This is a genomic window from Streptomyces daghestanicus, from assembly GCF_020521275.1.
GTDB lineage: Bacteria > Actinomycetota > Actinomycetes > Streptomycetales > Streptomycetaceae > Streptomyces > Streptomyces griseoviridis.
Genome location: NZ_BNDX01000010.1, coordinates 553,343 through 579,780, shown reverse-complemented (window position 1 = coordinate 579,780; position 26,438 = coordinate 553,343). Strand labels below are relative to the sequence as shown.

The window sequence follows — 26,438 nt, the reverse complement described above, 5'->3', positions numbered from 1 at the left end:
CCCGGCCGCGCGCGGGCGAGGAGTCCGCGGGACGGCGCGGGTCCTCCCCGGGTGGACGACGACGCGGAAGGAACCCAGCATGAGCACGGAGACGTCCGGCCTCGCGATCGAGACCGCGGGCCTGGTCAAGACGTTCGGCACGACCCGGGCCGTGGACGGGGTGGACCTGCGGGTACCGGCCGGCACGGTCTACGGCGTGCTCGGGCCGAACGGCGCGGGCAAGACCACCGCGGTCCGGATGCTCGCCACGCTGCTCAGACCGGACGCCGGCGAGGCCCGCGTCTTCGGCCACGACGTGGTGCGCGAGGCGGACGAGGTACGCGCCCGGGTCAGCCTCACCGGGCAGTACGCGTCCGTGGACGAGGACCTCACCGGCGCCGAGAACCTGACGCTGCTGGCCCGCCTCCTCGGCCACGGCCGGGCGGCCGCCCGGCGGCGCTCCGAACAGCTGCTGGCGGCCTTCGGGCTCACCGAGGCGGCGTCCCGGCAGATCAAGCACTACTCCGGTGGCATGCGGCGCCGGATCGACATCGCCGCGTCCATCCTCAACACCCCCGACCTGCTCTTCCTGGACGAGCCGACCACCGGCCTCGACCCGCGCAGCCGCAACCAGGTGTGGAACATCGTGCGCGCGGTCGTCGCCCAGGGCACCACGGTGCTGCTGACCACGCAGTACCTGGACGAGGCCGACCAGCTCGCGTCCCGGATCGCCGTCATCGACCGGGGGAAGGTGATCGCCGAGGGGACGAAGGGCGAGCTGAAGGCGTCCGTCGGCGCCGGTTCGGTGCACCTGCGGCTGCGCGAGGCCGGGCGGCGGGCCGACGCCGAGCGGGTGCTGCGCGGGCTGCCCGCCGCCGAGGTTCAGCTCGACGGCGATCCGGTGGCGCTGACCGCCCGGCTGACCGCGACGGCCGGGGACAGCGCCGCCGAGCAGGCCGCCCGCGCGCTCGCCGCGCTGACCCGGGCGGGCATCACCGTCGACCACTTCTCCCTGGGGCAGCCCAGCCTCGACGAGGTCTTCCTCGCGCTGACCGGCCACGGCACCGGGCAGGAGGGACTGCCGAGCCCTGACGACGACCCGAAGGACGGGGTGGCGGCATGAGTACGGCCACGAGCGCGCAGGGCGAGGGCCGCACCGGGGACCCGGACCTCGCCCCGGTCAGCGCCGAGTCGCTGGCCGCCCTGCTGGTCGCCGGGGAACGGCCGCCGCGACCCGGCGCCCTGTCGACGTCGCTGACGTTCGGCCGGCGCGCGGTCCTCAAGCTCAAGCACGTGCCGGAGCAGCTGTTCGACGTCACCGCGTTCCCGATCATGAACCTGCTGATGTTCACGTACCTCTTCGGCGGGGCGCTGGCCGGTTCGCCGTCCGAGTACCTGCAGTTCGTGCTGCCCGGCGTCCTCGTGCTCTGCGTCGTCATGATCACGATGTACACCGGGATGTCGGTGAACACCGACATCCAGAAGGGCGTCTTCGACCGCTTCCGGTCCCTGCCGATCTGGCGGCCGGCCGCGATGATCGGCTATCTGCTCGGCGACGCCCTGCGTTACAGCATCGCCTCCGCGGTGATGCTCGTCGTCGGTCTGGTCCTCGGCTACCGGCCGGCCGGCGGGGCCGCCGGGGTGGTCGCCGGGATCGCGCTGCTGCTGCTGTTCTCGTTCGCCTTCTCGTGGGTCTGGACGATGTTCGGGCTGATGCTGCGCACCGAGAAGGCGGTGATGAGCGTCAGCATGATGGTGATCTTCCCGCTCACCTTCCTGTCCAACGTCTTCGTCGACCCCGCGACCATGCCGAGCTGGCTCCGGGGGTTCGTCGACAACAGCCCGGTCACCCACCTGGCCTCCGCGGTGCGGGGGCTGATGGCGGGCGACCCGCCCGGCGACGACCTCCTCTGGACGCTGGGCTGGTCGGCGCTGTTCCTGCTGGTCTTCGGCCCGGTCACGATGCGGCTCTACAACCGCCGGTGACCTCCGGCTCACGACCGCCGGTACCTGCGGTTCCGCAGCCGCCGTGACCGCCCGGCCGGGTCAGTCCTGGGGCAGCGGCCGGACGTCCGGCGCGATCTGCGTGCCCGGGGACGCCCGGATGATCGTGATCAGGCGGTCCGTCAGTTCCAGGCCACCGACCGCGGGATCGTCGTAACCGAGCACCCGGTGCCCGCGCAGCACGCTCACCACCAGGTCGTCGACCTCGCGCGGGCCCTTGCCCACCTCGGACTTTATGACGGGCCGTTCCACCAGGTCGAGCCCGCTGCCCTGGCTGATGAGGTCCTCCATCACCATGCCGGCGGCGGGGCTCAGCACGGAGAGCCCGAGCAGCCGGCCCGCCGCGCTGGCGCTGGTGATCACCGCGTCGGCGCCGGACTGCTTCAGCAGCGGCGCGTTCTCCTCCTCGCGGACCGCCGCCACGATCTTGGCGCCCTTGTTGAGCTGCCGGGCCGTCAGCGCGACCAGCACCGCCGTGTCGTCGCGCTGGGTCGCGATGATGATCTGCCGCGCCCGGTGCACCTCGGCCCGCTTCAGCACCTCGCTGCGGGTGGCATCGCCTATCACCCCGGCGAAACCGTCGGCCGTGGCGGCCTCGATCGCCTTGCCGCTCGGATCGACGACCACCACCTGCTCCTTGCGCAGGCCCGTCGCGCAGACGGTGCGGACCGCCGACCTGCCCTTCGTGCCGAAGCCGACGACGACGGTGTGATCGCGCAAGGTGGACCTCCAGCGGTTCAGTCGCCACTCCTCCCGGGTGCGTTCGGTGAGGGCTTCCAGCGTGGTGCCGACGAGGATGATCAGGAAGAGCACGCGCAGCGGCGTGATGACGAAGATGTTGGTCAGCCGGGCGGCGTCGCTGACCGGGGTGATGTCGCCGTACCCGGTGGTGGAGAGGGTGACGGTCGCGTAGTAGAAGGCGTCCAGGAGATCGACGGACTGATCGGAGTTGTCGGTGTAGCCGTCGCTGTCGGCCCAGACGATGAGCGCGGTCGCCACCAGCACGACGAGCGCCCAGGAGAGCCGTTTGCCGACCTGGCGGATCGGGTGCTCCACCAGCTTCCTGGGCAGCTTCACCTTGTGGGTCACGAGGTGCTCGTCCGCCTGGCGCGCGATCGCGTCGTGGCCGGGAAGTTTCACGTGAAACACGCTCCGGTTCCGCTGGTGGCCCACGGCAGTTCCAGCACCTCGGCCTCCTGACCCGGCCGTGCGCCGCCGGGTGGTACGACCGCCAGGGCGTCGGCGGCCGCGATCCCGCGCAGCATGGCCGGTCCGTTGTAGCGCAGCGGCACGGCGGCGTCCCCGCGCAGGACCACCGGGACGAGCCGGGTGTCGTGCGGGTGCCCGTGCACCTCGCCCCGCAGCGGCAGGGCGTACGGCTCCGGGCCCGGACGGGCCGCCAGGGTCCGCAGCAGCGGCTCGGCGAGCGTGAGCAGCCCGGAGACGGCCGCGAGCGGGTTCCCCGGCAGCCCGACGAGGTGCTGGGCCTCTCCGGTGCGGGCCAGCAGCATGGGGTGGCCGGGCCGCACCCGCACACCGTCCACCAGGAATTCGGCGCCGACGCGGCGCAGCGTGGGGTGGAGGTGGTCGACCGGGCCGGCCGCGGTGCCGCCGGTGGTCACGATCAGGTCGGCGCCGGACGCGGTCACCGCCCGGTGCAGGGCGCCGGCGTCGTCGCCGAGCCGGCGGACCCCGGTGACCTCGGCGCCGCAGGCGCGCAGCCAGGAGGGGAGCATGGGGCCGAGCGCGTCCCGGATGAGGCCGTCGTGCGGCAGGCCCTCGGTGAGGAGTTCGTCGCCGAGGACCAGGACCTCGACGCGGGGGCGGGGCACCGCGGTGAGGGTGTCGTACCCGGCCGCCGCGGCCAGCCCCAGCACGGCCGGGGTCACCGGGGCACCGGCCGGCAGCAACTGGTCGCCGCGCCCGCACTCCTGGCCGCGGGGGCGGATGTCCTGGCCCTGGGTGACCGGACGGGTCGCGTGCAGGCGGTGCTGGGCGTCGGTCCGGCCGTGTTCGCTGCGGAGCACGGCCGTGGTGTCGGCGGGGACCCGGGCGCCGGTGGCGATCCGGACGGCCTCGCCGTCGGCGAGGAGCGGCTGTCCGGCGTGGCCCGCGAGCACGCCCTCCTCCCGTACCGCCCAGGGGCCGGGCCCGGCGACCGCCCAGCCGTCCATCGCGGAGGTGTCGAAGGAGGGCAGGTCGGTGAGGGCGGCGAGCGGCACGGCCAGGGTGAGCCCGAGGGCCGCGTCGAGGGGGACGGAGACGGGGGTCCGGCCGGCCGCGCGGGCGGCGGCCCGCCCGGCCCGGGATGCGGTCGCCCGCGCGTCCGCCCAGGCGGCTGCCCGGTGACGGGGGCGGCCGGGTCCGGCCGGGGTGCCGCCGCCGTCCCGCACGGCCCCCTGGTCCGCGTCCTCCCCGTGCGGGGCGGGGTCCCGGCGGGAGCCGTCCCGGCGGGTGCCGTCCCCGTGCGCGTCGTCCGGGGCGGGGCCGCGGTGGTCGTTCACGAGGGCGAGCGCCTCCTCGACGTCGAGGTCCTCGGCGTCCAGTCCCGTCCCGCCGGGGCGGGGGGTCATCCGGCGTCCGCCGGACGGCCGGCGGGACCGTCACCGGCCGCACCGGGGGCCGCCGTGCCGGAGGCGGTCTCCTCCTGCCAGCGCAGGGCGAGCGCCGCGGCCTTGCGGGCGGCCTCGGCGACGGCCTCGGGGCCGCCGCCCGCCCGGCCGGCCGCGTAGCCGACGAGGAAGGTGGTCAGCGGGGCGGCGGGCCGGGCCACACCGTGGGCGGCGTCGCGGGCGAGGTCGAGCAGGACGGCGGTGTCGACGTCGAGATCGAGACCCAGTTCGTCCTTGGCGGCGGAAATCCAGTCATCCAACACGTGCCCATGCTCCCTGATGCGTGCCCTGGCGGTGGCGATGTCGTCCCAGGTGTCGCAGTCGTAGGACGCGACGGGATCGGGGACGCGGCCGAGCCGCAGTCCCCCGGTCAGCCGGCGCAGCGGCAGCCCCGCGAGGCCCGCGTGCGCGGCGGTCAGTGCGGCGAGTTCCCGGCGGAGCGCGGACGCCCGGTAGGCGGCGACGAGGGGCTGGTCCCGGCCGTCGGCGTCGGTGACCAGCACGCCTTCGGCGGAGCCCGCCGCGAGCGCCGCCACCAGACCGTCCACCGTGGCCGCGGTGAGGAAGGGCAGGTCGGCCGAGAGGACGACGACCCGCTCCGCGGTGGTGTGCCGCAGCCCGGCGGCGAGCGCGGCGACCGGTCCGGTGCCGGGCGGGTCCTCACGGGCCCAGAGGACGGGCCGCGCGGTCGGCCGCGGTCCGGCGACGACGACGGTGGCCGAGGCCCCGGCGCAGGCGGTGAGCACCCGGTCGAGCAGCGCGCGCCCGCCGACCCGGACGCCGGGCTTGTCCGCGCCGCCGAGCCGCCGGGCGCCCCCGCCGGCGAGGACGACGGCGTCGTACCCGGCGGGGGCCGCCCCCGTCGCGGGAGCGGCGCCGTCGCCGGCGGCACCGGGAGACTCGTACGCGGTCACCCTCCGAGTATGGGGGCCCGGCCGATCACAGGGAACGCGGGGGAGCGGGCGCGTGCCGGGCGCGGACCTCGACGCGTGATCACAGGGTGCGCAACAGGACCGCCGGCCGTTCCACGCAGTCCGCGACATACCGCAGGAAACCGCCCGCGGTGCCGCCGTCGCAGACCCGGTGGTCGAAGGTGAGCGTGAGCTGCACGACCTGGCGCAGCGCCAGCTCTCCTTCGTGGGCCCAGGGTCTGGGCACGATCCGGCCGACGCCGAGCATGGCCGCCTCGGGGTGGTTGAGGATGGGCGTGGAGCCGTCGACGCCGAACACCCCGTAGTTGTTCAGCGTGAACGTCGAGCCGGTCAGGTCGGCGGGGGCCAGGGTCCCGGCACGGGCCGCCCCGGTCAGCCGGGACAGCTCGGCGGTGAGGTCCTCCGCGCCCCGGGTGTGCGCGTCCCGGACCACCGGCACCACCAGGCCCCGGTCGGTCTGGGTGGCGAAACCGAGGTGGACGCGGTCGTACCGGACGATCTCCCGGGCCTGCGTGTCGACCGCGGAGTTCAGCTCGGGATGACGGGCCAGGGCGGCGGTGCAGATCCGGGCCAGCAGCGCGAGCAGGGATATCTTCGGCTCCCCCGCCGCGTTCATCGCGGCCCGCGCCCGCATCAGCTCCGTGGCGTCGGCGTCCACCCAGACCGTCGCCTCCGGGATCTCCCGCCGGCTGCGCGAGAGCTTGTCGGCGACGGCACCGCGGATGCCCTTGAGGGGGATGCGGTGACCGTCCCGCACGGCCGGTCCCGGCCCCGCCTGGTCCTCCCGCACGGCCGGTCCCGGCCCCGCGTGGACCTCCGCCCCGCCGCCGTCCCGGACCGGCGCCCCCGTCGCCGCCGCCGTACGGCCCTGTGCCGCGGCGGCGCGCAGCGCGTACTCCACGTCCGCGCGCAGGATCAGCCCGTCCGGCCCGGAACCGGTCAGCTCGCGCAGATCCAGCCCGTTGCTCCGGGCCAGCCGGCGCACCAGCGGGGAGATGACCGGCACGGGACCCTCGGCCGGCTCAGGTCCCCGCTCCGGGCGAGCCCCGCCGTCCGGCTCGGGGACGCGCCCGCCCGCGCCGCCGGCGGCGGCCGCTGCCTCCCCGGCGTCCCGGGCCCGCCCGTTCACCGGCTCCGCCACCGCCGCCGCGGAGACCGGCACCCCGGGCCGCACCCGGCGCCGCCGTGCGGGCGCCCGCGCGGTCCCGTACCCCACGAGCACGTTCCCGGAACCCTCGGTGTCCTCGGCGGCCGGGGTCCCGTCGGCGCCCCCCGGGGACGCGCCCGTCGCGGACGCGCCGTCCGCGGGCGTCCCCCCGGCCGCCGCCCCGCCCGTCTCTCCCACCGCCACCGTCAGCAGCGGCGCGCCCACCGGCACCTCCGTGCCCTCGGCGCCGAAACGGGCGGTGACGACACCGCCGTAGGGGCAGGGCACCTCCACCATCGCCTTGGCCGTCTCGACCTCGACGACGGGCTGGTCGACGGCGACGACCTCCCCGACCTCGACCATCCATCGCACGATCTCCGCCCCGGTGAGCCCCTCGCCGAGGTCGGGGAGCCGGAATTCCCGCACCTGTGCTGCCATCAGCTCTCGGCCTCCCATTGCAGACGCCCCACCGCGTCCAGCACGCGGTCCACCCCGGGCAGGTGGTGGCGCTCCAGCATCGGCGGCGGATACGGGATGTCAAGCCCCGCCACCCGCAGCACCGGCGCCTCCAGGTGGTGGAAGCAGCGCTCCGTGACCCGGGCCGCGATCTCCCCGCCCGGCCCCCCGAAGGAACCCGACTCGTGGACGACGACCGCGCGTCCCGTCCGCCGCACCGAGGCGCACACCGTCTCGTCGTCGAACGGCACCAGCGACCGCAGGTCGACGACCTCCAGGTCCCAGCCCTCGGCGCGGGCCGCCTCAGCCGCCTCCAGGCAGACGGGCAGCGACGGCCCGTACGTGACGAGAGTGGCGCTCCGGCCCGGGCGCCGCACCACCGCGCGGCCCACCGGTTCGACGGGCGTCGGCTCCTCGGGGTCCCAGGCGTCCTTCGACCAGTACAGGCGCTTGGGTTCGAGGAAGACCACCGGGTCGTCGGAGGCGATGGCGGCGCGCAGCAGCCCGTACGCGTCGGCGACGGTCGCGGGCGTGACGACGTGGAGCCCCGGAGTCGCCATGTAGTACGCCTCGGACGAGTCGCTGTGGTGCTCGACGCCGCCGATGCCGCCGCCGTAGGGGATGCGGATCGTGAGCGGCAGGGGCATCGCGCCGCGGGTGCGGTTGCGCATCCGCGCGACGTGCGAGACGAGTTGCTCGAACGCCGGGTAGGCGAACGCGTCGAACTGCATCTCCACGACCGGGCGCAGCCCGTACATGGCCATGCCGACGGCGGTCCCGAGGATGCCGGCCTCGGCGAGCGGCGTGTCGGTGCAGCGGTCCTCGCCGAACTCCGCCGCCAGCCCGTCGGTGACCCGGAACACCCCGCCGAGCGCGCCCACGTCCTCGCCGAGGACGTGCACGGCCGGGTCGGCGGCCATGGCGTCGCGCAGCGCGCGCGTGAGGGCCTGCGCGAGGGTGGCCGGCCGGGCGGCGGTGGCGGCCCCGGCGGCGGTGGCGGCGGTCATCGCGTCGCCCCTTCCGGCGCGGCCTGCGCCTCGGCGTCCGCGTTCGCCTCCGCCTCCGCCGCCAGCTCCGCCCGCAGCAGCTCCCGCTGCTCGCGCAGGTGCGGGGTCGGTTCGGCGTAGACGTACGCGAAGAGGTCCATGGGGTCCAGGACCGGGTCCTCGTGCAGCCGGGCGCGCAGGTCAGCGGCGAGCGCCTCGGACTCCTCGCGGACGGCCCGCCGCGCGTCCTCGTCGAGCAGGCCGCGCCGGGTCAGCTCGCGCTCCAGGAGGTCGACGGGGTCGTGCCCGCGCCAGGTCTCGACCTCGGCGTCACCGCGGTAGCGGGTCGCGTCGTCGGCGTTGGTGTGCGCCTCCAGGCGGTACGTGACCGCCTCCACCAGGACCGGGCCGCCGCCCGCGCGCGCGTGCCGTACGGCGTCGGAGAGCACCTCGTGGACGGCGACCGCGTCGTTGCCGTCCACCAGGCGGCCCGGCATCCCGTAGCCGACGGCCTTGTGGGCCAGCGACGGGGCCGCGGTCTGCTTGGCGAGCGGGACGGAGATCGCGAAGCCGTTGTTCTGCACGAGGAAGACGACCGGCGCCCGCTGGACGGCCGCGAAGTTCAGCGCCTCGTGGAAGTCGCCTTCGCTGGTGCCGCCGTCGCCGACCATCGCCAGCGCGACCACGTCGTCGCCCCGGAGGCGGGCGGCGTGCGCCAGGCCCACGGCGTGCGGGAGCTGCGTGGCGAGCGGCGTGGACAGCGGGGCGACCCGGTGCTCGTAGGGGTCGTAGCCGGTGTGCCAGTCGCCGCGCAGCAGGGTGAGCGCCTGGACGGGGTCGACGCCGCGCGTGATGACGGCGAGGGTGTCGCGGTAACTGGGGAAGAGCCAGTCGCGGTCCGCCAGGACCAGCGCGGCGGCGACCTCGCAGGCCTCCTGCCCGGTGCTGGAGGGGTAGACGGCGAGCCGGCCCTGCCGGGTGAGGGCGGTGGCCTGCGCGTTGTACCGGCGGCCGGTCACCAGGCGGGCGTGGAGCGTGCGCAGCAGTCCGGGGTCGGCCCGGTCCGCCGCCCCGGTGCCGAGGACCCGGTACGGCTCGGCGTCGGGCAGCAGCGGCGCGGGGTCCGTGCGGGGCTGCCAGGCGGGCGGCGGAGCCGGCCGGTACGTGCCCCGCTGCTCCAGGACCGTCATGTCGGAACCTCCTCGTGGGAGCGGTTCACGGCACGCCACGGGTGTGACGGGCCTCACCTACCGATTGTTCGGTCGCCGGCACATTCTGGCTACAGCGGCCCCCAGGCTGTGGACAAACGGTTCTGCACAGCCTGTGATGGACGCAGTACGTCCACGGCGCGAAGGCGGAGGCAGATGGCAGCTGAACAAATGGCCGAGCGCCCCGAATCCGCCCCCGCACGCCCCGAGCACGCCCCCGCACCACCGCTCGGACGCCCGGAGCACCCCGCCACCCCGCCGTCCACGCGCCCCGGGCACCCCACGCCCCCACCGTCCGGGCGCCCGGAGGACACCCACGCCCCGCCGCCCCCGCGCCCCCTGGACGTCATCGACCAGGACATCCTGCGCATCCTCCAGGCGGACGGCCGCGCCTCGATACGGTCGGTCGCCGAACGGGTCCACGTCTCCCGCGCCAACGCCTACGCGCGGATCAACCGCCTCGTCGAGGACGGCGTCATCCGCGGCTTCGGCGCCCGCGTCGACCACGAACGCGCGGGGCAGGGCACCTCGGCGTACATCACCCTGAAGATTGTCCAGAACTCCTGGCGCACGGTGCGCGAGCAGCTCCAAGAGCTGCCCGGGGCGGCCCACATCGCCCTGGTCGGCGGTGACTTCGATGTCCTGCTGCTGGTGCACACCCCCGACAACCGGGCCCTGCGCGAGCTGGTCCTCACCCGGATCCAGGCGATCCCCCAGGTGCTCAGCACCCGCACCCTGCTGGTCTTCGAGGAACAGGACCTGGAGCCGCCGGGCTGAGCCGGGTCAGGACACCTCGCGCAGCCCGCCGAACACCAGCCGCACCACCGCGTCCGCCACCTCGCGCTCGCCCGCGCCCCGCGCGCCGGGCCGGTACCACTCCACGATCGAGTTGATCATCCCGAAGACCAGCCGGGTCGCCAGCCGCCCGTCCACGTCGTCGCGCACGTCCCCCTCGGCCGCCGCCGCCCGCAGCAGGTCGGCCACCCGGTGGTCGAAGTCCCGGCGCCGCTCCAGCGCCCACCGCTCGGTGCCGGTGTTGCCGCGCACCCGCAGCAGCAGCGTCACGTACGGCAGCTCCGCGATGAGCACCTCGACCATGCGCCGCACCACGTACTCCAGCCGGCCGGCGGCGGGCCCCACCCGCGCGTGCTCCTCGTCGAGGATGCCGAACAGCCCGTCCAGCGCCCGGCTGACCGCGCGGCGCAGCAGTTCCTCCTTGCCGGAGACGTGGTGGTAGATCGACGACTTGGAGATGCCGGCCGCCCTCGACAGGTGCTCCATGGAGGTGCCGTCGTAACCGCGCTCGTTGAAGACCCGGACGGCGACGGAGAGCAGCGTCTCGGGCGTGTACGTGTCGCGCTTGGCCGTGGTCATGAGGGGCTGTCCTCCCGCTGGTCGGAGGCGTGGGCGTGACGGTAGAGCGCCAGCGAGGGCGCGTAGCGGCCACAGGGGTCGCGCAGGTGCAGGTCGTCCAGGAGGGCGTACGCCCAGTCCCGGCCCAGCTTGCGGTCCCAGGCGAAGGGGCCCAGCGGGTAGTTGACGCCGAGGCGCATCGCGGTGTCGACGTCCTCCTCGGTGGCCACGCCCTTGGCGACGGCCTCGTGCGCGAGGTCGATGATCCGGGCGACCGTCCGGGCGACGATCATGCCGGGCACGTCACCGATGACGCTGACCTTCTTGCCGAGCGCCTGGAAGAGGCCGGTGGCCTCCGCCAGGGTGCGCGGCGAGGTGTCCTGGGAGGCGGACAGGGCGACGCGGGTGGCCGTGCGGTAGTCCAGGGCGAGGTCGAAGTAGACGACGTCGCGGAACTCCACGGAGGTCTGCCCGTCGGCGAGGGCGAGCTGCCCGCCGCCGGGCAGGACCAGCCGGGTCCTCTTGTCCTCGTCCTCCTCGCGGACCTCGATGCCCGCCTCGCGGGCCATGCCGAGCAGCGCGCCGGCCGGGCCGAGACCGCCCTCCGCGACGACGTACGCGGGCGGCCGGGCCGGTTCGGCGGTGTGCGGCGCGGGGCGCTCGGCGCCGTCCCGGTAGTCGTACCAGCCCTGTCCGCTCTTGCGGCCGAGGCGGCCGGACTCGACCAGGCGGCGCTGGGCGAGCGACGGGGTGAAGCGCGGGTCCTGGAAGAAGGACCGCCACACCGACCGGGTGACGGACTCGTTGACGTCCTGCCCGATGAGGTCGGTCAGCTCGAAGGCGCCCATCCGGAACCCGCCGGACTCGCGCAGCACGGCGTCGATGGTGGCCGGGTCGGCGCCCTGGGCCTCGTACACGGCGAACGCCTCGGCGTAGAAGGGCCGGGCGATGCGGTTGACCAGGAAGCCGGGGGTGTCGGCGCAGGCGACCGGGGTCTTGCCCCAGGCGCGGGCGGTCTCGTAGGCGCGCGTGGCGGAGGAGACGTCGGTGGCGAACCCGGAGACCACCTCCACCAGTGGCAGCAGCGGCGCCGGGTTGAAGAAGTGCAGGCCGACGAAGCGGCCGGGGACGCGCAGGGCGCCGCCGACGGCGGTGACGGACAGGGAGGAGGTGTTGGTGGCGAGCAGGCAGTCGTCGTCGACGACGTCCTCCAGGGCGCGGAAGAGTTCCTGCTTGGCGTCCAGGCGCTCCACCACCGCCTCCACCACCAGCGCGCAGCCGGCCAGCCCGGCCAGGCTCCCGGCGGGCTCCAGCCGGCCGCGGGCGGCGTCCCGGGCGGCGGCGGTGAGCCGGCCTTTCTCCACGAGCCGGTCGAGCCGGGCACCGATCGCGCCGGCCGCCTCCCGGGCGCGTCCGGGGACGGTGTCGTGGAGCCGTACGGGGTGGCCCGCGACCAGTGCGACCTGGGCGATGCCCTGGCCCATGGTGCCGGCGCCGACGACGGCCACGGGGCTGCTGAGGTCGAGTGCTGTCATGGACGCGATCCTCCCGCACACGCTTGTCCACAGATGCGGCGGACCCCCTTGTCCCGACCGATCGTTCGGTTACTCTAGCCGTGTCCGACCCTGCCCGCCCAGGTTTCCCCCAGGCCCCGAGCTCGACGAGGAGCTCCGGAGAACGAGGAGTTGGTCCCGCATGGCCGCCGAACTCACCGCGGACACCCTGATCGCCCGGCACCGGCCCACGCTCGACCAGGCCCTGGAAGCGATCCGCACGCGCGCGTACTGGTCCCCGCACCCCGAGCACCCCAAGGCGTACGGGGAGGAGCACGGCAGCCTGGACCCGGCGGCGGGCAGGGCCGCCTTCGACGCCCTGCTCGGCACCCGCCTCGACCTCGGCCAGCCCGGCACCGACGGCTGGGTGGGCGGCGAGGTCTCCCCGTACGGCATCGAGCTGGGCGTCACCTACCCGCACGCCGACCCGGACGTGCTGCTGCCCGCCATGCGGGCCGGGCAGGGAGCCTGGCGGGACGCGGGCCCCGAGGTCCGGGCCGCGGTCTGCCTGGAGATCCTCAAGCGGATCAACGACCGGTCGCACGAGTTCGCGCACGCGGTGATGCACACCTCCGGGCAGGCCTACCTGATGGCGTTCCAGGCGGGCGGCCCGCACGCCCAGGACCGCGGCCTGGAGGCGGTGGCGTACGCCTACGCGGAGCAGACCCGCGTCCCCGCCACCGCCGGGTGGACCAAGCCCCAGGGCAAGCGCGACCCGCTGACCCTGGCCAAGTCCTTCACCCCGGCCCCGCGCGGCATCGGCCTGGTCATCGGCTGCAACACCTTCCCGACGTGGAACGGCTACCCGGGCCTGTTCGCCTCCCTCGCCACCGGCAACGCGGTCCTGGTCAAGCCCCACCCCCGCGCGGTGCTCCCGCTCGCCCTGACCGTCGCCGTCGCCCGCGAGGTGCTGGCCGCCGCCGGGTTCGCCGCCGACCTGGTCGCGCTGGCCGCCGAGGCCCCCGGCGAGGGCAGTGCCAAGACCCTGGCCACCCGCCCCGAGATCCGGATCATCGACTACACCGGCTCCACCGCCTTCGGCGACTGGCTGGAGACCCACGCCCGCCAGGCCCAGGTCTTCACCGAGAAGGCGGGGGTCAACACGGTCGTGGTCGAGTCCACCGACGACTACCGGGGCATGCTCGCCAACCTGGCCTTCTCCCTCTCCCTGTACAGCGGCCAGATGTGCACCACCCCGCAGAACCTCCTGATCCCCCGCGACGGCATCCGCACCGACCAGGGCCCGAAGACCTACGACGAGGTCACCGCCGACCTCGCCCGCGCCGTCGACGGCCTCCTCGGCGACGACACCCGGGCGAACGCCCTGCTCGGCGCGCTCGTCAACCCGGACGTCAAGGCCCGTCTGGAGGCCGCCGCCGACCTGGGCGAGGTGGCGCTCGCCTCCCGCGCGGTGGAGCACCCCGACTTCCCCGGGGCGGTCGTCCGCACCCCCGCGATCATCAAGCTGGACGGCGCCAAGCCGGACGCCGACGCCGGGTACCTGAGCGAGTGCTTCGGCCCCGTCTCCTTCGCCGTCGCCGTCGACTCGGCGGCCCACTCCCTGACCCTGCTGCGCCGCGGCATCCGGGAGAACGGCGCGATGACGGTCAGCGCCTACACCACCGACCCGGAGACCGAGCGGGCCGTCGAGGAGATCTGCCTGGAGGAGTCCGCCCAGCTCTCCCTGAACCTGACGGGCGGGGTGTACGTCAACCAGACGGCCGCCTTCTCCGACTTCCACGGCTCGGGCGGCAACCCGGCGGCCAACGCGGCCCTCACCGACGCCGCGTTCGTCGCGCCCCGCTTCCGTTTCATCGAGGTCCGCCGGGAGGCCTAGGCGGGCCGGCCGGCCCCGGCGCTCCAGTGGTACAGCGTCATCGCCACGCTGGTGGCGAGGTTGTAGCTGGACACCTGGGGGCGCATCGGCAGCGCCACCAGGTGGTCGGCCCGCGCCCGCACCGCGCCGCTCAGGCCGCCGCGTTCGGAGCCGAAGGCGAGCAGCGCGTCGTCGGGCAGCGTGAGCCCGCGGATGTTTTCGCCCTCCGGGTCCAGCGCGAACAGCGGGCCCGGCGGCAGCTCCGGCACCGCCAGCCGCTCCACGGCGGTCGCGAAGTGCAGCCCCGCCCCGCCGCGCACCACCGTCGGATGCCAGGGGTCGAGGGTGCCGGTGGTGACCACGCCGGTCGCGCCGAAACCGGCGGCCAGCCGGATCACCGCGCCCGCGTTGCCGAGGTTGCGCGGCTCGTCGAGGACCACCACGGGGGCCGTGCGCGGCATCCGGGCCAGCCGCCGCAGCGCCGCCGCGCGGTCCGGGCGTACGGCCAGGGCGGCCACGGCGGTGGGGTGCGGGCGCGGCACCAGGGCGGCGTACTCGGCCGCCGTGACCTCCGTGAGCAGCCCGGCGAGCCGCTCCCGTACGTCCTCGGCCAGTTCGCCGGCGAGGGCGAGCGCGGCGGCGCGGTCGGCGGTGACCGCCACCGGGACGTCCGCCCCGAAGCGCAGCGCGTGCTTGAGGGCGTGGAAGCCGTCCAGCAGGACACAGTCGCCGGCGAGGCCGCGCCAGACGCGCAGGGGATGGTCGGTCATGCGCCGAAGCCTATGTGCGCCGCCCCGGCCCCCGGTACGCCCACCCCGCCGCCCGCTCTCAGCCGACGCGGGCCGCCCCGGCGTCCTCGGCCGCGGCCCCCTGCGCCGGTACGGCCGCCGCCTGCGGCCCCGCCCCGCCGCCCGCACACGCGCCAGCGCCCGCCCTCAGCCGACGCGGGCCGCCCCGGCGTCCTCGGCCGTGCCCTGGGCCGGCACGCCCGGCCCGCCCGGCACGGCCGCCGGCCGTCGCCACCACCGTCCCCGCGCCACCACCCCGCCCAGCCGCCGCAGGAACGGCGTCGGCAGGAACACGGCGTCGGCCACGATCATCGCCAGCGAGAAGAACGGCAGCCCGAGCACCACGGCGATCACCGCGTGCTCGGTCATCATCACGGCCAGCAGGACGTTCTTCACCCGCCGGTTGAACAGGGTGAACGGGAACGCGACCTGCGCCATGACCGTGCCGTAGGTCAGCAGCATCACCAGCGTGCCACTGGCCGCCAGCAGGTCGGCGAGGGCGGGCCAGGGCGAGAAGTAGTCGAGGCGCAGGGGGTAGTAGACGGCCGTGCCGTCCTGCCAGCGCGACCCCTGCACCTTGTACCAGCCGGCCGTCGCGTAGATCAGGCACGCCTCCGCCATGATCACCAGCAGCGCGGCGTTGTGCGTGACGTTGCCGATCACGTCCAGCAGGACGCGCGGCTCCCCGCCGCCCGCCCGGCGCCCCGCGGCCCACCAGAGCGCCTGGACCAGCCACATCCCCCACAACAGCGCCGGAACCGTCCATTCCACGTCGTGTCCTACGAGCCGGCCGGACAGCGTCGCCCCGGCCAGGACCAGCCCCAGCACCGCCCACAGCACCGGCCCCGTCCGGTCCCCGGCCCGCTCCCCGCGCTCCCGTGCCGCCGCCGCGCGCCGCGCCCGGCGGGCGTCCAGCGACCACACCCGGCCGCACCGCGTGAAGACCAGGTAGACGCTCATCAGGTGCAGCACGTTGTCCCCGCCGTCCCCGACCAGGACGCTGCGGTTCTGGAGCGACAGCACCCCGGCCATGAACAGCACCGACAGCGTGCGGGTGCGCCAGCCGAGGACCAGCAGCGTGGCCGAGAGCACCGCCAGCGCGTAGACCGCCTCGAACCACACCCGCCCGTCGGACCACATCAGCGCCGTGAACGCCCCGTTGTCCCCGGTCAGCCGCCGGGCCAGCCCCCAGCTCCACGGCCCGTCGGGGCCGTACAGCTCGTGGCGGTGGGGGAACTCGCGGAGCAGGAACAGCAGCCAGGTCAGCCCGAACCCGATCCGGAGCACCGCCGTCTGGTACGGGCCGAGGGCGGTCTCGGTGACCCGGGCGATACCGCGCGAGACCGACAGCGCGACGCCGTTCACGCGACGCCGCCCTCCGCCTCGCGGGCGGGCACCCGCCACCAGGGCAGCTCCCGGCGCTCGGTGCGGCCGGAGACCCGCTCCCCGCTCCACTCGGGCGGCGGTACCGCGCCGGTCCGCGAGCGGTACTGGACCCGGTCCAGCACATCGCCGTCGCGGGCCGCGCCCGCCCGGTCGAGGCGCAGGACGGCGATCCGGCGCAGATACGCCTCGGCGAGGTCCCCGCGCAGCCCCACCGGGCGGTCGGCGGAGTCATGGGTGGCGAGGTAGAAGTCCCAGGCGCGGCGCAGCTCGTTCTGCTGGGTGTGGCTGGGCAGCGGATTGCCGTCGATGGCCCGGCCGTCCTCGGCGGACAGGTCGTACCAGCCGGTGGTGCGGACGCCGCCGTCCGCCGTCCGCAGCTCCGCGCGGACCTGCACGGAGATGTTCTGCTGGAGCGGATTGGGCGCGAACAGCTTCCAGTTCTGCTCGAACTCCGGGTAGACCCACTCGTCGATGACGTCGCCGTGCTGCTTGGTGACCGTGTTCGCCGGGGCGACGTGCAGGAAGGTCATGCCGAGGTGGACCGAGACCACGACGGCGACGACCGCCAGCGCCACCGCCGCGCCGACCTGGTAGCGCGGGGAGAGCGCCGCGACCCCGGGGCGCGCGCCCCCGGTGTCGTCCGGCCCCGTGTCGTACGCGTCCATCCCGCCCCGCTCCCGCACACCGGCGTCCGTCGTCCCGCGCCCCGTCCGGCGGGACGCGGCACGCGAACGGTACTCACCCCGGCGCGCCCCCCGCAGCCGGACCGGTCGGGCGGTCCGCCGGAGCTATACGACGTGCCCCGGTTCGCCGGCGTCCGTCACGACGGGACGTCCGGCCGCGGCCCACACCTGCATGCCGCCGTCGACGTTCACCGCGTCGATGCCCTGCTGGACCAGGTACATGGTGACCTGCGCCGACCGTCCGCCGGACCGGCAGATCACATGGACCCGGCCGCCGTCCGGCGCCGCCTCGGTCAGCTCCCCGTACCGGGCGGCGAACTCGCTGAGCGGGATGTGCAGCGCCCCCTCGGCGTGCCCCGCGCGCCACTCGTCGTCCTCGCGGACATCCAGCAGGAAGGCGTCGTCCTTCAGCTCCGCGACCTCGACCGCGGGTACACCGGCTCCGAAACTCATGCCCCGACGCTACCCGACCCCGGCCCCGCGTCCGGCGCGGCCGGCCCCAGCAGCGCGGCCAGCTCGGCCTCGCGCTCGGCCACCTGCGCCGTGAGCTGCCCGGCGATCTCCTCCAGCAGCCGGTCGGGATCGTCCGGGGCGAGCCGCAGCATGCCGCCGATGGCGCTCTGCTCCAGCTCGGTGGCAATCCGGGTGAGCAGTTCCTTCCGCTCGGCCAGCCACTCCAGGCGGGCGTACAGCTCCTCGGCGCGGCTCTCGCCCCGCTGCTGCTGCGGCCCGGCGTCCCACTCCTCGGCCAGCCGGCGCAGCTCGCCCGCGTCACCGCGCGCGTAGGCCGCGTTGACCCGGGTGATGAACTCCTCGCGCCGGGCCCGCTCGGCCTCCTCCTGCGCCAGGTCGGGGTGGGCCCGGCGGGCCAGCTCGCGGTAGAGCTTGCGGGCCTCCTCGCTGGGCCGCACCCGCTGCGGGGGCCGTACCTCCTGCCCGGTGAGCATCGCCGTGGCCTCGGGGAACAGCCCGTCGCCGTCCATCCAGCCGTGCAGCAGCTCCTCGACCCCGGGCAGCGGCATCAGCCGGGCCCGCGCCTCGTCGGCGAGCCGCCGGTCCTCGGCGTCACCGCTGCGGGCGGCCTTCGCCTCCAGGACGCGCGCCTCCAGCTCGTCGAGCCGGGCGTAGACCGGGCCGAGCCGCTGGTGGTGCAGCCGGGAGAAGTTGTCGACCTCCACCCGGAAGGTCTCCACCGCGATCTCGTACTCGATGAGCGCCTGCTCGGCGGCCCGTACGGCCTTCTCCAGCCGTTCCTCGGGCCGTGCGGCACCGCCCTGCTCAGCTTCCGGGGTCGTCACACGCCCACCCTAGGCCCTGCGGGCCCCCGCCCCCTCAGGCCCCCGGTTCGGCCGCCACCCGCCCCGACCGCACCGCCGCGACCAGCTCCGCGTGATCGGCCTCCGTACGGTCGGCGTAGGCGACGGCGAAGGCGGCCACCGCCTCGTCCAGCTCCTCGTTCTTGCCGCAGTACCCGGCGAGCAGCCGCGGGTCGGCGCTGTGCGCGTGGGCGCGGGCCAGCAGCGCGCCGGTCATCCGGGCGTAGTCGTCGATCTCGCCGGCGGCGAGCGCGGTCGCGTCGACACTGCCCTTGCGGTTGCGGAACTGCCGTACCTGGTACGGCCGTCCGTCCACCGTCGTCCAGCCCAGCAGCATGTCGCTGACGACCTGCATCCGCTTCTGCCCCAGCACCACCCGGCGTCCCTCGTGCCCCGCCGCGGGCACCTCGAAGCCGGCGGCCGGCAGCTGCGGCGCCAGCGCGGACGGCCGGGCCTCCTTCACCTGGAGCACCAGCGGCTCGCCCCGGTGGTCCAGGAGCAGCACGACGTACGACCGGGTCCCGACGCTGCCCGTGCCGACCACCCGGAACGCCACGTCGTGCACCGCGTACCGGGCGAGCAGCGGCAGCCGGTCCTCGGGCAGCGTGGTCAGGTACTCCGCGAGGGACGCCGCCACCGCCGCCGCCTCCGCGTCCGGCACACGCCGCAGCACCGGCGGCGCGTCCGTGAACCGCCGCCCGCCGTCCCCGGTCTCCTCGGTCGACCGCGCCGCGAACCGCCCGCTGGTGTTGGCCCGCGCCTTCTCCGCCACCCGCTCCAGCGTGCCCAGCAGGTCCTGGGCGTCGGTGTGGGAGACCAGCTCCTCGTCGGCGATCGCGTTCCACGCGTCCAGGGCCGGCAGCCGGGCCAGCAGCCGGGCCGTGCGCCGGTACGCGCCCGCCGCGTCGTGCGCGGCCGTCCGGCAGGTGTCCTCGTCGGCCCCGGCCTCCCGCCCCGCCAGCACCAGCGAGGCCGCCAGCCGCTTCAGGTCCCACTCCCAGGGGCCGTGCACCGTCTCGTCGAAGTCGTTGAGGTCGATGACCAGTTTGCCGCGGGCGTCGCCGTACAGCCCGAAGTTGGCCGCGTGCGCGTCCCCGCAGAGCTGCGCCCCGATCCCGGTCACCGGCGTCCGCGCCAGGTCGTACGCCATCAGGCCGGCCGCGCCGCGCAGGAAGGCGAAGGGCGTCGCCGCCATCCGCCCGGCCCGTAGCGGGGTCAGGCCGGGAATCCGGCCCCGGTTGGACTCCTCGACCGCGCGGACCGCGCCGGGCCGCCCGGCGTCCGCCGCGAACTCCGCGTGCGCGGAGCGCGGCACGCGCCGCCGCAGCGCCTTGCCCGCCGCCTTCACGGACCCGGCCCCGGGCCCCTCCCACCGCGCGAACCCCGGCACCGCGGGCATCCGCACCCCGCCCCCGCCCGACAGCTCCGACATCGCCTCGTCCTCCCCGCACCGCGACCGTGTTCGAAGGCCCCAACCTACTGAGACCTTCCTCACAGCCCCCGGCCGGGGCAACGAGAAAGCCCCGTAGGTCCGAGACCTACGGGGCTTCCGTCTGTGCGCGAGGGGGGAGTTGAACCCCCACGCCCTTGCGGGCACTGGAACCTGAATCCAGCGCGTCTGCCTATTCCGCCACCCGCGCATTGGGTGTGTCCTCCGGCCCCGTTCCTTTCGGCCCGGCGCCTTCCGACACCCAGAACATTAGCACGCCGGCCAGGGTGGATTCACATCCCTTCCCCGGCCCCCCGCCCCCCCGCGCGCGGTGCCGGAGGGCGGGCCGCGCACGTATCAACCTCGTACCGGTCCGGCCCGTCCTCCCGGGAGGGAGAGCAGGCCCACAGTCCGGTGCGGGACACTGGTCGCCGAGCGGCTCTACGATCCTGGGCAGGAGTACGCGCGACAGCGCGCCCCACGGAGTTCGAAGACGCGCTCCAGCGGGAACTCCGAGAGGCAGTCGACACCCTTCGACCGGGCCGCAAGGGGGAACCAGCCGATCGACCCGCGCGTGGATACGATCAGTAAGCAGTACCAGGTAAGCAGTACGCAGGCAGGCAGTCCGCGGGCAAGCAGTACGCGAAGCGGCGAACAGGACGGCAGCGACGGAGGAGGTGCCCCATGGGAGTCCTGAAGAAATTCGAGCAGCGTCTCGAAGGTCTGGTCAACGGCACCTTCGCGAAGGTCTTCAAGTCCGAGGTGCAGCCCGTGGAGATCGCGGGCGCGCTTCAGCGCGAGTGCGACAACAACGCGACCATCTGGAACCGTGACCGCACCGTCGTACCCAACGACTTCATCGTGGAGCTGAGCACGCCCGACTTCGAGCGGCTCAGCCCCTACTCCGGGCAGCTCGGCGACGAACTGGCCGGCATGGTGCGCGACTACGCCAAGCAGCAGCGCTACACCTTCATGGGCCCGATCAAGGTCAACCTGGAGAAGGCGGACGACCTCGACACCGGCCTCTACCGGGTCCGCAGCCGCACCCTCGCCTCCTCCACCTCGCAGGCACCGGCGGCACCCCCCGCCGCGCCCGCCGCACCACCGGCCGGCCGCCCCGGCGGCTACGGCTACCCGCCGGCCGCCGCGCCGGCCCCGCCGATGCCGCCCGTGCCGCCGCCCGGCGCCCGTGGCCCGGCCGGCGGGTACGGCTATCCGCAGCCCGCGAGCGCCACCCCGCAGCCCCCGGCCGCACCCGCGCCCGGCGGTCGCACCCGCCACTGGATCGAGATCAACGGCGCCCGCCACCAGATCTCCCGCGCGACGCTCGTGCTGGGCCGCAGCACCGAGGCCGACGTGCGGATCGACGACCCCGGCGTGAGCCGACGGCACTGCGAGATCCGGACCGGAACGCCCTCGACGATCCAGGATCTCGGCTCCACCAACGGCATCGTGGTGGACGGGCAGCACACCACCCGCGCTACGCTCCGCGACGGCTCGCGGATCGTCGTGGGCAGCACCACCGTTATCTACAGGCAAGCCGAAGGGTGATCCGGGGGCAATGTCAGAGCTGACCCTCACGGTCATGCGGCTGGGTTTTCTCGCCGTACTGTGGCTGTTCGTGATCGTGGCCGTGCAGGTCATCCGCAGCGATCTGTTCGGTACGCGTGTCACCCAGCGCGGGTCGCAACGCGGATCGCGCCGGGACACCGGCCAAGGCCGGCAGCAGGCCGCCCGGCAGGCGCCCGCGCCCGCCGGCCGTCCGTCCGGCGGCGGCCGGGGCCGCGGCCGCAACACCCCCACCAAGCTGGTGGTGACCGAAGGCACCCTCACGGGCACCACCGTCGCCCTCCAGGGCCAGACCATCACGCTCGGCCGGGCCCACGACTCGACGATCGTGCTGGACGACGACTACGCCTCCAGCCGCCACGCCCGGATCTACCCGGACCAGAGCGGCCAGTGGATCGTCGAGGACCTCGGCTCCACCAACGGCACGTACTTGGACAGATCCCGGCTGACGACCCCCACGCCCATCGCGCTGGGCGCGCCGATCCGCATCGGCAAGACCGTCATCGAGCTGCGGAAGTAGTGCTGCATCATGAATGAGCGCGAGCGGAGCGAGCACGCGGCGGCGGCCGGCACCCCGGTTCCCGGCGCGCTCCCGACCGGAGGGTGGGCAGTGTGGCTCGACACGACCGGCTGTACCCGGAGCAGCCGACGGGCGAGGTGCGCATGAGTCTGTCACTGCGCTTCGCCGCCGGATCGCACAAGGGCATGATCCGGGAGGGCAACGAGGACTCCGGTTACGCCGGCCCCCGGCTGCTCGCCATCGCCGACGGCATGGGCGGCCAGGCCGCCGGCGAGGTCGCCTCCTCCGAGGTGATCTCCACCATCGTCGCCCTCGACGACGACGTGCCCGGCTCCGACATCCTCACCTCGCTCGGCACCGCCGTGCAGCGCGCCAACGACCAGCTCCGGCAGATGGTCGAGGAGGACCCCAGCCTCGAAGGCATGGGCACCACCCTGACCGCCCTGCTCTGGACCGGCCAGCGCCTCGGCATGGTGCACGTCGGCGACTCGCGCGCGTACCTGCTCCGCGACGGCGTCCTCACCCAGATCACCCAGGACCACACCTGGGTGCAGCGCCTCGTCGACGAGGGCCGCATCACCGAGGAGGAGGCCGGCACCCACCCGCAGCGCTCCCTCCTCATGCGCGCCCTCGGCAGCGGCGACCACGTCGAACCCGACCTCTCCATCCGCGAGGTGCGGGCCGGCGACCGCTACCTGATCTGCTCCGACGGGCTCTCCGGCGTCGTCTCCCACCAGACGATGGAGGAGACCCTCGCCAGCTACCAGGGCCCGCAGGAGACCGTCCAGGAACTCATCCAGCTCGCCCTGCGCGGCGGCGGCCCGGACAACATCACCGTCATCATCGCGGACGTCCTCGACCTCGACACCGGGGACACCCTCGCCGGACAGCTCTCCGACACCCCCGTCGTGGTCGGCGCCGTCGCCGAGAATCAGGCCCAGTTCGGCGACAACGGCATCATGCAGACCCCCGCGGGCCGCGCCTCCGGGCTCGGCCGGCAGCGCGGCGCCGGCGGCGGCGAGTTCGGCCCGCCCGGCAGCGGCGACACCACCGGCTACATCCCCGCCGAGGGCTTCGACTACGGCGACGAGGACTTCACCAAGCCGCGCAAGAACCGCCGCTGGCTGAAGAGATCCTTCTACTCCGTCCTCGCCCTCGCCGTCATCGGCGGCGGCCTGTACGGCGGCTGGCGCTGGACCCAGACCCAGTACTACGTCGGGACCAAGGACGACCACGTCGCCCTCTACCGCGGCATCAGCCAGGACCTGGCCTGGGTCTCGCTGTCGAAGGTCGAGAAGGACCACCCCGAGATCGAACTCAAGTACCTGCCGCCGTACCAGCGCAAGTCGGTCGAGGAGACCATCGCCGAGGGCGACCTCAGCGACGCCCGGCAGAAGATCGACGAGCTGTCCGTGCAGGCCTCCGCCTGCCAGAAGCAGGCGGAACGGCGCACCACGCAGAACGAGAGCAACGCCAAGACCGGCGAGGGCGAGACCGGAGGCACGGGCACCGACCCCGTCTCCTACACGTCCAAGGCGAGCCCGACGCCCACCGCGTCCGGCACGCCCGAGACGCCCGAGTCGTCCCCGTCCACCACCGCGCCCACCCCCGATGCCGGCCCCACCCTCTCGGAGGAAGAGCAGAAGGTCGTCTCTCGGTGCGGTAAGCAGTAGGCAAGCCGTGAGAGGCCCTGTCACACGATGAGCAGTACTTCCAACTCGCCGACGCACCACACGTCCACGATCGGCGCCATCGGAGCGCCGAGCCGGCGCAACACCGAGCTGGCGCTGCTGGTCTTCGCCGTCGTCATCCCCGTCTTCGCCTACGCCAACGTGGGGCTGGCCGTCAACGACGAGGTCCCCGCCGGCCTGCTGAGCTACGGCCTGGGCCTCGGCCTGCTGGCCGCCGTCGGCCACCTGGTCGTCCGCAAGTTCGCGCCGTACGCCGACCCGCTGCTGCTGCCGCTGGCCACCCTCCTCAACGGCCTGGGCCTGGTCGCCATCTGGCGCCTGGACCAGTCCGAGCTGCTCCAGTCGATCCAGCAGGCCGGCACCGCCGCGCCCCGGCAGCTGATGTACACCGCGATGGGCATCGCCCTCTTCCTCGTGGTCCTGATCTTCCTCAAGGACCACCGCGTCCTGCAGCGCTACACCTACATCTCCATGGTCGGCGCGCTGATCCTGCTCCTGCTGCCGCTGGTCCCGGGCCTCGGCCAGAACATCTACGGCGCCAAGATCTGGATCAAGGTCGGCAGCTTCTCCATCCAGCCCGGTGAGTTCGCCAAGATCGTCCTCGCGATCTTCTTCGCCGGCTACCTGATGGTGAAGCGCGACGCACTCGCCCTGGCCAGCCGTCGTTTCATGGGCCTCTACCTGCCCCGCGGCCGCGACCTCGGCCCGATCCTGGTCGTCTGGATCGTCTCGATCCTGATCCTCGTCTTCGAGACCGACCTCGGCACCTCGCTGCTGTTCTTCGGCATGTTCGTGATCATGCTGTACGTCGCCACCGAGCGGACCAGCTGGATCGTCTTCGGTCTGCTGATGTCCGCCGTCGGCGCGGTCGGCGTGGCCAGCTTCGAGCCCCACATCCAGCAGCGCGTCGACGCCTGGCTCGACCCGCTGCGCGAGTACAAGCTCTCCCAGCAGGGCGTCGGCGGCCACTCCGAGCAGGCGATGCAGGCCCTGTGGGCGTTCGGCTCCGGCGGCACCCTCGGCACCGGCTGGGGCCAGGGCCACTCCGACCTGATCCGGTTCGCCGCCAACTCCGACTTCATCCTCGCCACCTTCGGCGAGGAGCTGGGGCTGGCCGGCCTGATGGCCCTGCTCCTGCTCTACGCCCTCATCGTGGAGCGCGGCGTGCGCACCGCCCTCGCCGCCCGCGACCCCTTCGGCAAGCTGCTGGCCATCGGCCTGTCCGGCGCCTTCGCGCTCCAGGTCTTCATCGTCGCCGGCGGCGTCATGGGCCTCATCCCGCTCACCGGTATGACGATGCCCTTCCTGGCGTACGGAGGGTCCTCCGTCATCGCCAACTGGGCCCTGATCGGCCTGCTGCTGCGGATCAGCGACACCGCCCGCCGGCCGGCTCCCGCCCCCGCCAACCCCGACGCCGAGATGACCCAGGTGGTCCGACCGTGAACAAGCCCCTGCGCCGTATCGCGCTCTTCTGCGGCCTGCTGGTCCTCACCCTCCTCATCCGGGACAACTGGCTCCAGTACGTCAAGGCCGACGAACTGAAGACCGACGACCGCAACCGCCGTGTCCTCATCGAGCGGTACGCCGCTCCGCGCGGCGACATCATCGTCGACGGCAAGGCCATCACCGGCCACGCCACCACCGACGGCGACTTCAAGTACAAGCGCACCTACAAGGACGGCGCCATGTGGGCGCCCGTCACCGGGTACGTCTCCCAGGCCTTCGGCGCCACCCAGCTGGAGGCCATCGACGACGGCATCCTCACCGGCAACGACGACCGCCTCTTCTTCCGCAACACCCTCGACATGCTGACCGGCAAGAAGAGGGAGGGCGGCAACGTCGTCACCACCCTCAACTCCGCCGCCCAGAAGGCCGCCTACGACGGTCTGAAGGCCCAGGGCGGCAAGGGCGCCGTCGCCGCCATCGAGCCCTCCACTGGCAAGATCCTCGCGCTGGCCTCGTACCCCTCGTACGACCCCTCGTCCATCGCGGGCGGCGGCGACTCCGACGCCAAGGCGTGGAAGTCCCTGCTGAAGGAGAACAACAAGGACGACCCGACGCTGAACCGCGCGCTGCGCGAGGTCTACCCGCCCGGCTCCACCTTCAAGGTGCTCACCGCCGCCGCGGCCCTGGAGAACGGCCTCTACAAGAGCGCCGACGAGAAGACCGACTCCCCGCTGCCCTGGACCATGCCGGGCACCACGCAGGAACTGCCCAACGAGGGCGACCTCCCCTGCAAGGACGCGACCCTGCGCGAGGCGCTGCGGGTCTCCTGCAACACCGTCTTCGGCAAGATCGGCTCCGACCTCGGCAACGAGAAGATGCTGGAGATGGCCAAGAAGTTCGGCTTCACCGAGGAGCAGTTCGTGCCGGTCCGCTCCGCCGCGTCGGTCTTCTCCGACGACATGGAGCCCTCGCAGGTCGCGCTCTCCTCCATCGGCCAGTTCAACACCGCCGCCACCCCGCTCCAGATGGCCATGGTCACCTCCGCCATCGCCAACAACGGCACCCTGATGCAGCCGTACATGGTCGACGAGCTCCAGGCGCCGAACCTCGACACCATCGAGAAGACCGAGCCCGAGGAGATGAGCAAGCCGCTCTCCGCGGACAACGCCCAGATCCTCCAGTCGATGATGGAGACCGTCGTCAAGGACGGCACGGGAACCAACGCGCAGCTCTCCGGCGTCACCGTCGGTGGCAAGACCGGTACCGCCCAGCACGGCGTCGACAACAGTGAGAATCCCTACGCGTGGTTCATCTCCTACGCCAAGCAGAGCGACGGCAGCGCGCCGGTGGCCGTCGCCGTGGTGGTCGAGGACGAGAACGCCAGCCGGGACGACATCTCCGGCGGCGGTCTCGCGGCGCCGATCGCGAAGAACGTCATGCGGGCCGTCCTCGACAGCAAGAAGTGACCACGGGGAGAACGGAACGTGACTCCTGTCACGTTCCCTTCGCATCGGCGCACGTTGCGATACCGGTCATGTATCGGCTGTCGGGCTTGGCCAGGGCG

General features: G+C 74.0%; 23 protein-coding genes and 1 tRNA gene. 9 read left to right on the top strand and 15 right to left on the bottom strand.

Features of this window, described 5'->3' with window-relative positions:
• The first annotated feature begins 79 nt into the window (after window positions 1-79).
• Window positions 80-1,102: an ATP-binding cassette domain-containing protein gene (locus Sdagh_RS21690; protein WP_190078658.1), complete on the top strand. Its 1,023-nt coding sequence runs from the start codon at window positions 80-82 to the stop codon at window positions 1,100-1,102.
• Window positions 1,099-1,965, top strand: coding sequence for an ABC transporter permease (locus Sdagh_RS21685; RefSeq protein WP_189416677.1), 867 nt, complete (start codon window positions 1,099-1,101; stop codon window positions 1,963-1,965). Before Sdagh_RS21690 ends, Sdagh_RS21685 begins: the two co-directional genes overlap by 4 nt.
• A 60-nt stretch (window positions 1,966-2,025) precedes the next feature.
• Here the strand turns inward: Sdagh_RS21685 and Sdagh_RS21680 are convergent, their stop codons facing one another.
• From Sdagh_RS21680 to pdhA, 6 genes are all read right to left on the bottom strand, one after another.
• Window positions 2,026-3,123, bottom strand: a complete 1,098-nt coding sequence (locus tag Sdagh_RS21680; protein ID WP_189416681.1) for a potassium channel family protein — start codon at window positions 3,121-3,123, stop codon at window positions 2,026-2,028.
• Window positions 3,120-4,556, bottom strand: coding sequence for a molybdopterin molybdotransferase MoeA (locus Sdagh_RS21675; RefSeq protein ID WP_189416684.1), 1,437 nt, complete (start codon window positions 4,554-4,556; stop codon window positions 3,120-3,122). The genes Sdagh_RS21680 and Sdagh_RS21675 overlap by 4 nt, the downstream gene beginning before the upstream one ends.
• Window positions 4,553-5,509 (bottom strand): NTP transferase domain-containing protein, encoded by a 957-nt coding sequence (locus Sdagh_RS21670; protein ID WP_189416687.1) that lies wholly within the window; start codon window positions 5,507-5,509, stop codon window positions 4,553-4,555. Before Sdagh_RS21670 ends, Sdagh_RS21675 begins: the two co-directional genes overlap by 4 nt.
• 79 nt (window positions 5,510-5,588) lie before the next feature.
• The gene (locus Sdagh_RS21665; protein ID WP_189416689.1) at window positions 5,589-7,112 is read right to left on the bottom strand and encodes a dihydrolipoamide acetyltransferase family protein; all 1,524 of its coding nucleotides are present in this window, start codon (window positions 7,110-7,112) and stop codon (window positions 5,589-5,591) included.
• Window positions 7,112-8,137: an alpha-ketoacid dehydrogenase subunit beta gene (locus Sdagh_RS21660; RefSeq protein WP_226535509.1), complete on the bottom strand. Its 1,026-nt coding sequence runs from the start codon at window positions 8,135-8,137 to the stop codon at window positions 7,112-7,114. The genes Sdagh_RS21665 and Sdagh_RS21660 overlap by 1 nt, the downstream gene beginning before the upstream one ends.
• Window positions 8,134-9,306, bottom strand: coding sequence for a pyruvate dehydrogenase (acetyl-transferring) E1 component subunit alpha (pdhA, locus tag Sdagh_RS21655; protein WP_190076937.1), 1,173 nt, complete (start codon window positions 9,304-9,306; stop codon window positions 8,134-8,136). Before pdhA ends, Sdagh_RS21660 begins: the two co-directional genes overlap by 4 nt.
• A gap of 174 nt (window positions 9,307-9,480) precedes the next feature.
• Here pdhA and Sdagh_RS21650 point away from each other — a divergent pair, with 174 nt between their 5' ends.
• On the top strand, window positions 9,481-10,101 hold the full coding sequence (locus Sdagh_RS21650) for an Lrp/AsnC family transcriptional regulator (protein WP_226535500.1): 621 nt from the start codon (window positions 9,481-9,483) through the stop codon (window positions 10,099-10,101).
• Window positions 10,102-10,107: 6 nt separating this feature from the next.
• On the opposite strand, the gene Sdagh_RS21645 is transcribed toward Sdagh_RS21650, so the two are convergent.
• Both Sdagh_RS21645 and Sdagh_RS21640 read right to left on the bottom strand, forming a co-directional pair.
• A complete protein-coding gene (locus tag Sdagh_RS21645) occupies window positions 10,108-10,698 on the bottom strand; it encodes a TetR/AcrR family transcriptional regulator (RefSeq protein ID WP_189416697.1) in 591 nt (196 codons plus the stop codon).
• Window positions 10,695-12,212, bottom strand: a complete 1,518-nt coding sequence (locus tag Sdagh_RS21640; protein WP_190076936.1) for a 3-hydroxyacyl-CoA dehydrogenase — start codon at window positions 12,210-12,212, stop codon at window positions 10,695-10,697. The genes Sdagh_RS21645 and Sdagh_RS21640 overlap by 4 nt, the downstream gene beginning before the upstream one ends.
• A 160-nt stretch (window positions 12,213-12,372) precedes the next feature.
• Between Sdagh_RS21640 and paaN the strand changes: the two genes are divergently transcribed.
• Window positions 12,373-14,067: a phenylacetic acid degradation protein PaaN gene (gene paaN, locus Sdagh_RS21635; protein ID WP_190076935.1), complete on the top strand. Its 1,695-nt coding sequence runs from the start codon at window positions 12,373-12,375 to the stop codon at window positions 14,065-14,067.
• On the opposite strand, the gene Sdagh_RS21630 is transcribed toward paaN, so the two are convergent.
• The 7 genes from Sdagh_RS21630 to Sdagh_RS21600 all read right to left on the bottom strand — a co-directional run bounded on the left by Sdagh_RS21630 (window position 14,064) and on the right by Sdagh_RS21600 (window position 19,859).
• Entirely contained in the window at window positions 14,064-14,816 is a 753-nt protein-coding gene (locus tag Sdagh_RS21630) for a TrmH family RNA methyltransferase (protein WP_190076934.1), read from the bottom strand. The genes paaN and Sdagh_RS21630 overlap by 4 nt on opposite strands.
• Window positions 14,817-14,981: 165 nt before the next feature.
• The gene (locus Sdagh_RS21625; RefSeq protein WP_226535499.1) at window positions 14,982-16,199 is read right to left on the bottom strand and encodes an HTTM domain-containing protein; all 1,218 of its coding nucleotides are present in this window, start codon (window positions 16,197-16,199) and stop codon (window positions 14,982-14,984) included.
• Entirely contained in the window at window positions 16,196-16,981 is a 786-nt protein-coding gene (locus Sdagh_RS21620; protein ID WP_370594969.1) for a DUF5819 family protein, read from the bottom strand. Before Sdagh_RS21620 ends, Sdagh_RS21625 begins: the two co-directional genes overlap by 4 nt.
• A 27-nt stretch (window positions 16,982-17,008) precedes the next feature.
• Window positions 17,009-17,356, bottom strand: a complete 348-nt coding sequence (locus Sdagh_RS21615) for a rhodanese-like domain-containing protein (protein WP_189416703.1) — start codon at window positions 17,354-17,356, stop codon at window positions 17,009-17,011.
• Window positions 17,353-18,201, bottom strand: coding sequence for a hypothetical protein (locus Sdagh_RS21610; RefSeq protein WP_189416705.1), 849 nt, complete (start codon window positions 18,199-18,201; stop codon window positions 17,353-17,355). Before Sdagh_RS21610 ends, Sdagh_RS21615 begins: the two co-directional genes overlap by 4 nt.
• Before the next feature lie 34 nt (window positions 18,202-18,235).
• Complete coding sequence (locus tag Sdagh_RS21605) at window positions 18,236-19,651, bottom strand: DUF2252 domain-containing protein (RefSeq protein ID WP_189416707.1); 1,416 nt, start codon at window positions 19,649-19,651, stop codon at window positions 18,236-18,238.
• A gap of 124 nt (window positions 19,652-19,775) precedes the next feature.
• A tRNA-Leu gene (locus Sdagh_RS21600) sits at window positions 19,776-19,859 on the bottom strand.
• 473 nt (window positions 19,860-20,332) lie between these two features.
• Between Sdagh_RS21600 and Sdagh_RS21595 the strand changes: the two genes are divergently transcribed.
• The 5 genes from Sdagh_RS21595 (at window position 20,333) to Sdagh_RS21575 (ending at window position 26,340) form a co-directional block, all read left to right on the top strand.
• Entirely contained in the window at window positions 20,333-21,199 is an 867-nt protein-coding gene (locus tag Sdagh_RS21595) for an FHA domain-containing protein (RefSeq protein WP_189416709.1), read from the top strand.
• A 10-nt stretch (window positions 21,200-21,209) separates the two neighbouring features.
• On the top strand, window positions 21,210-21,737 hold the full coding sequence (locus tag Sdagh_RS21590) for an FHA domain-containing protein FhaB/FipA (protein WP_189416711.1): 528 nt from the start codon (window positions 21,210-21,212) through the stop codon (window positions 21,735-21,737).
• A gap of 143 nt (window positions 21,738-21,880) precedes the next feature.
• A complete protein-coding gene (locus Sdagh_RS21585; protein ID WP_189417213.1) occupies window positions 21,881-23,410 on the top strand; it encodes a Stp1/IreP family PP2C-type Ser/Thr phosphatase in 1,530 nt (509 codons plus the stop codon).
• Window positions 23,411-23,437: 27 nt separating this feature from the next.
• Window positions 23,438-24,871, top strand: a complete 1,434-nt coding sequence (locus Sdagh_RS21580; protein ID WP_189416714.1) for an FtsW/RodA/SpoVE family cell cycle protein — start codon at window positions 23,438-23,440, stop codon at window positions 24,869-24,871.
• Window positions 24,868-26,340, top strand: a complete 1,473-nt coding sequence (locus Sdagh_RS21575) for a peptidoglycan D,D-transpeptidase FtsI family protein (RefSeq protein WP_189416717.1) — start codon at window positions 24,868-24,870, stop codon at window positions 26,338-26,340. The genes Sdagh_RS21580 and Sdagh_RS21575 overlap by 4 nt, the downstream gene beginning before the upstream one ends.
• Window positions 26,341-26,438: the final 98 nt, after the last annotated feature.

Coding starts and splice junctions, on each gene's coding strand:
- Sdagh_RS21590 (WP_189416711.1), top strand. CDS start 21,210: ATGTCAGAGCTGACCCTCACGGTCATGCGGCTGGGTTTTCTCGCCGTA.
- pdhA (WP_190076937.1), bottom strand. CDS start 9,306: ATGACGGTCCTGGAGCAGCGGGGCACGTACCGGCCGGCTCCGCCGCCC.
- Sdagh_RS21685 (WP_189416677.1), top strand. CDS start 1,099: ATGAGTACGGCCACGAGCGCGCAGGGCGAGGGCCGCACCGGGGACCCG.
- paaN (WP_190076935.1), top strand. CDS start 12,373: ATGGCCGCCGAACTCACCGCGGACACCCTGATCGCCCGGCACCGGCCC.
- Sdagh_RS21645 (WP_189416697.1), bottom strand. CDS start 10,698: ATGACCACGGCCAAGCGCGACACGTACACGCCCGAGACGCTGCTCTCC.
- Sdagh_RS21615 (WP_189416703.1), bottom strand. CDS start 17,356: ATGAGTTTCGGAGCCGGTGTACCCGCGGTCGAGGTCGCGGAGCTGAAG.
- Sdagh_RS21660 (WP_226535509.1), bottom strand. CDS start 8,137: ATGACCGCCGCCACCGCCGCCGGGGCCGCCACCGCCGCCCGGCCGGCC.
- Sdagh_RS21675 (WP_189416684.1), bottom strand. CDS start 4,556: ATGACCCCCCGCCCCGGCGGGACGGGACTGGACGCCGAGGACCTCGAC.
- Sdagh_RS21650 (WP_226535500.1), top strand. CDS start 9,481: ATGGCAGCTGAACAAATGGCCGAGCGCCCCGAATCCGCCCCCGCACGC.
- Sdagh_RS21640 (WP_190076936.1), bottom strand. CDS start 12,212: ATGACAGCACTCGACCTCAGCAGCCCCGTGGCCGTCGTCGGCGCCGGC.
- Sdagh_RS21630 (WP_190076934.1), bottom strand. CDS start 14,816: ATGACCGACCATCCCCTGCGCGTCTGGCGCGGCCTCGCCGGCGACTGT.
- Sdagh_RS21665 (WP_189416689.1), bottom strand. CDS start 7,112: ATGGCAGCACAGGTGCGGGAATTCCGGCTCCCCGACCTCGGCGAGGGG.
- Sdagh_RS21690 (WP_190078658.1), top strand. CDS start 80: ATGAGCACGGAGACGTCCGGCCTCGCGATCGAGACCGCGGGCCTGGTC.
- Sdagh_RS21585 (WP_189417213.1), top strand. CDS start 21,881: ATGAGTCTGTCACTGCGCTTCGCCGCCGGATCGCACAAGGGCATGATC.
- Sdagh_RS21580 (WP_189416714.1), top strand. CDS start 23,438: ATGAGCAGTACTTCCAACTCGCCGACGCACCACACGTCCACGATCGGC.
- Sdagh_RS21605 (WP_189416707.1), bottom strand. CDS start 19,651: ATGTCGGAGCTGTCGGGCGGGGGCGGGGTGCGGATGCCCGCGGTGCCG.
- Sdagh_RS21595 (WP_189416709.1), top strand. CDS start 20,333: ATGGGAGTCCTGAAGAAATTCGAGCAGCGTCTCGAAGGTCTGGTCAAC.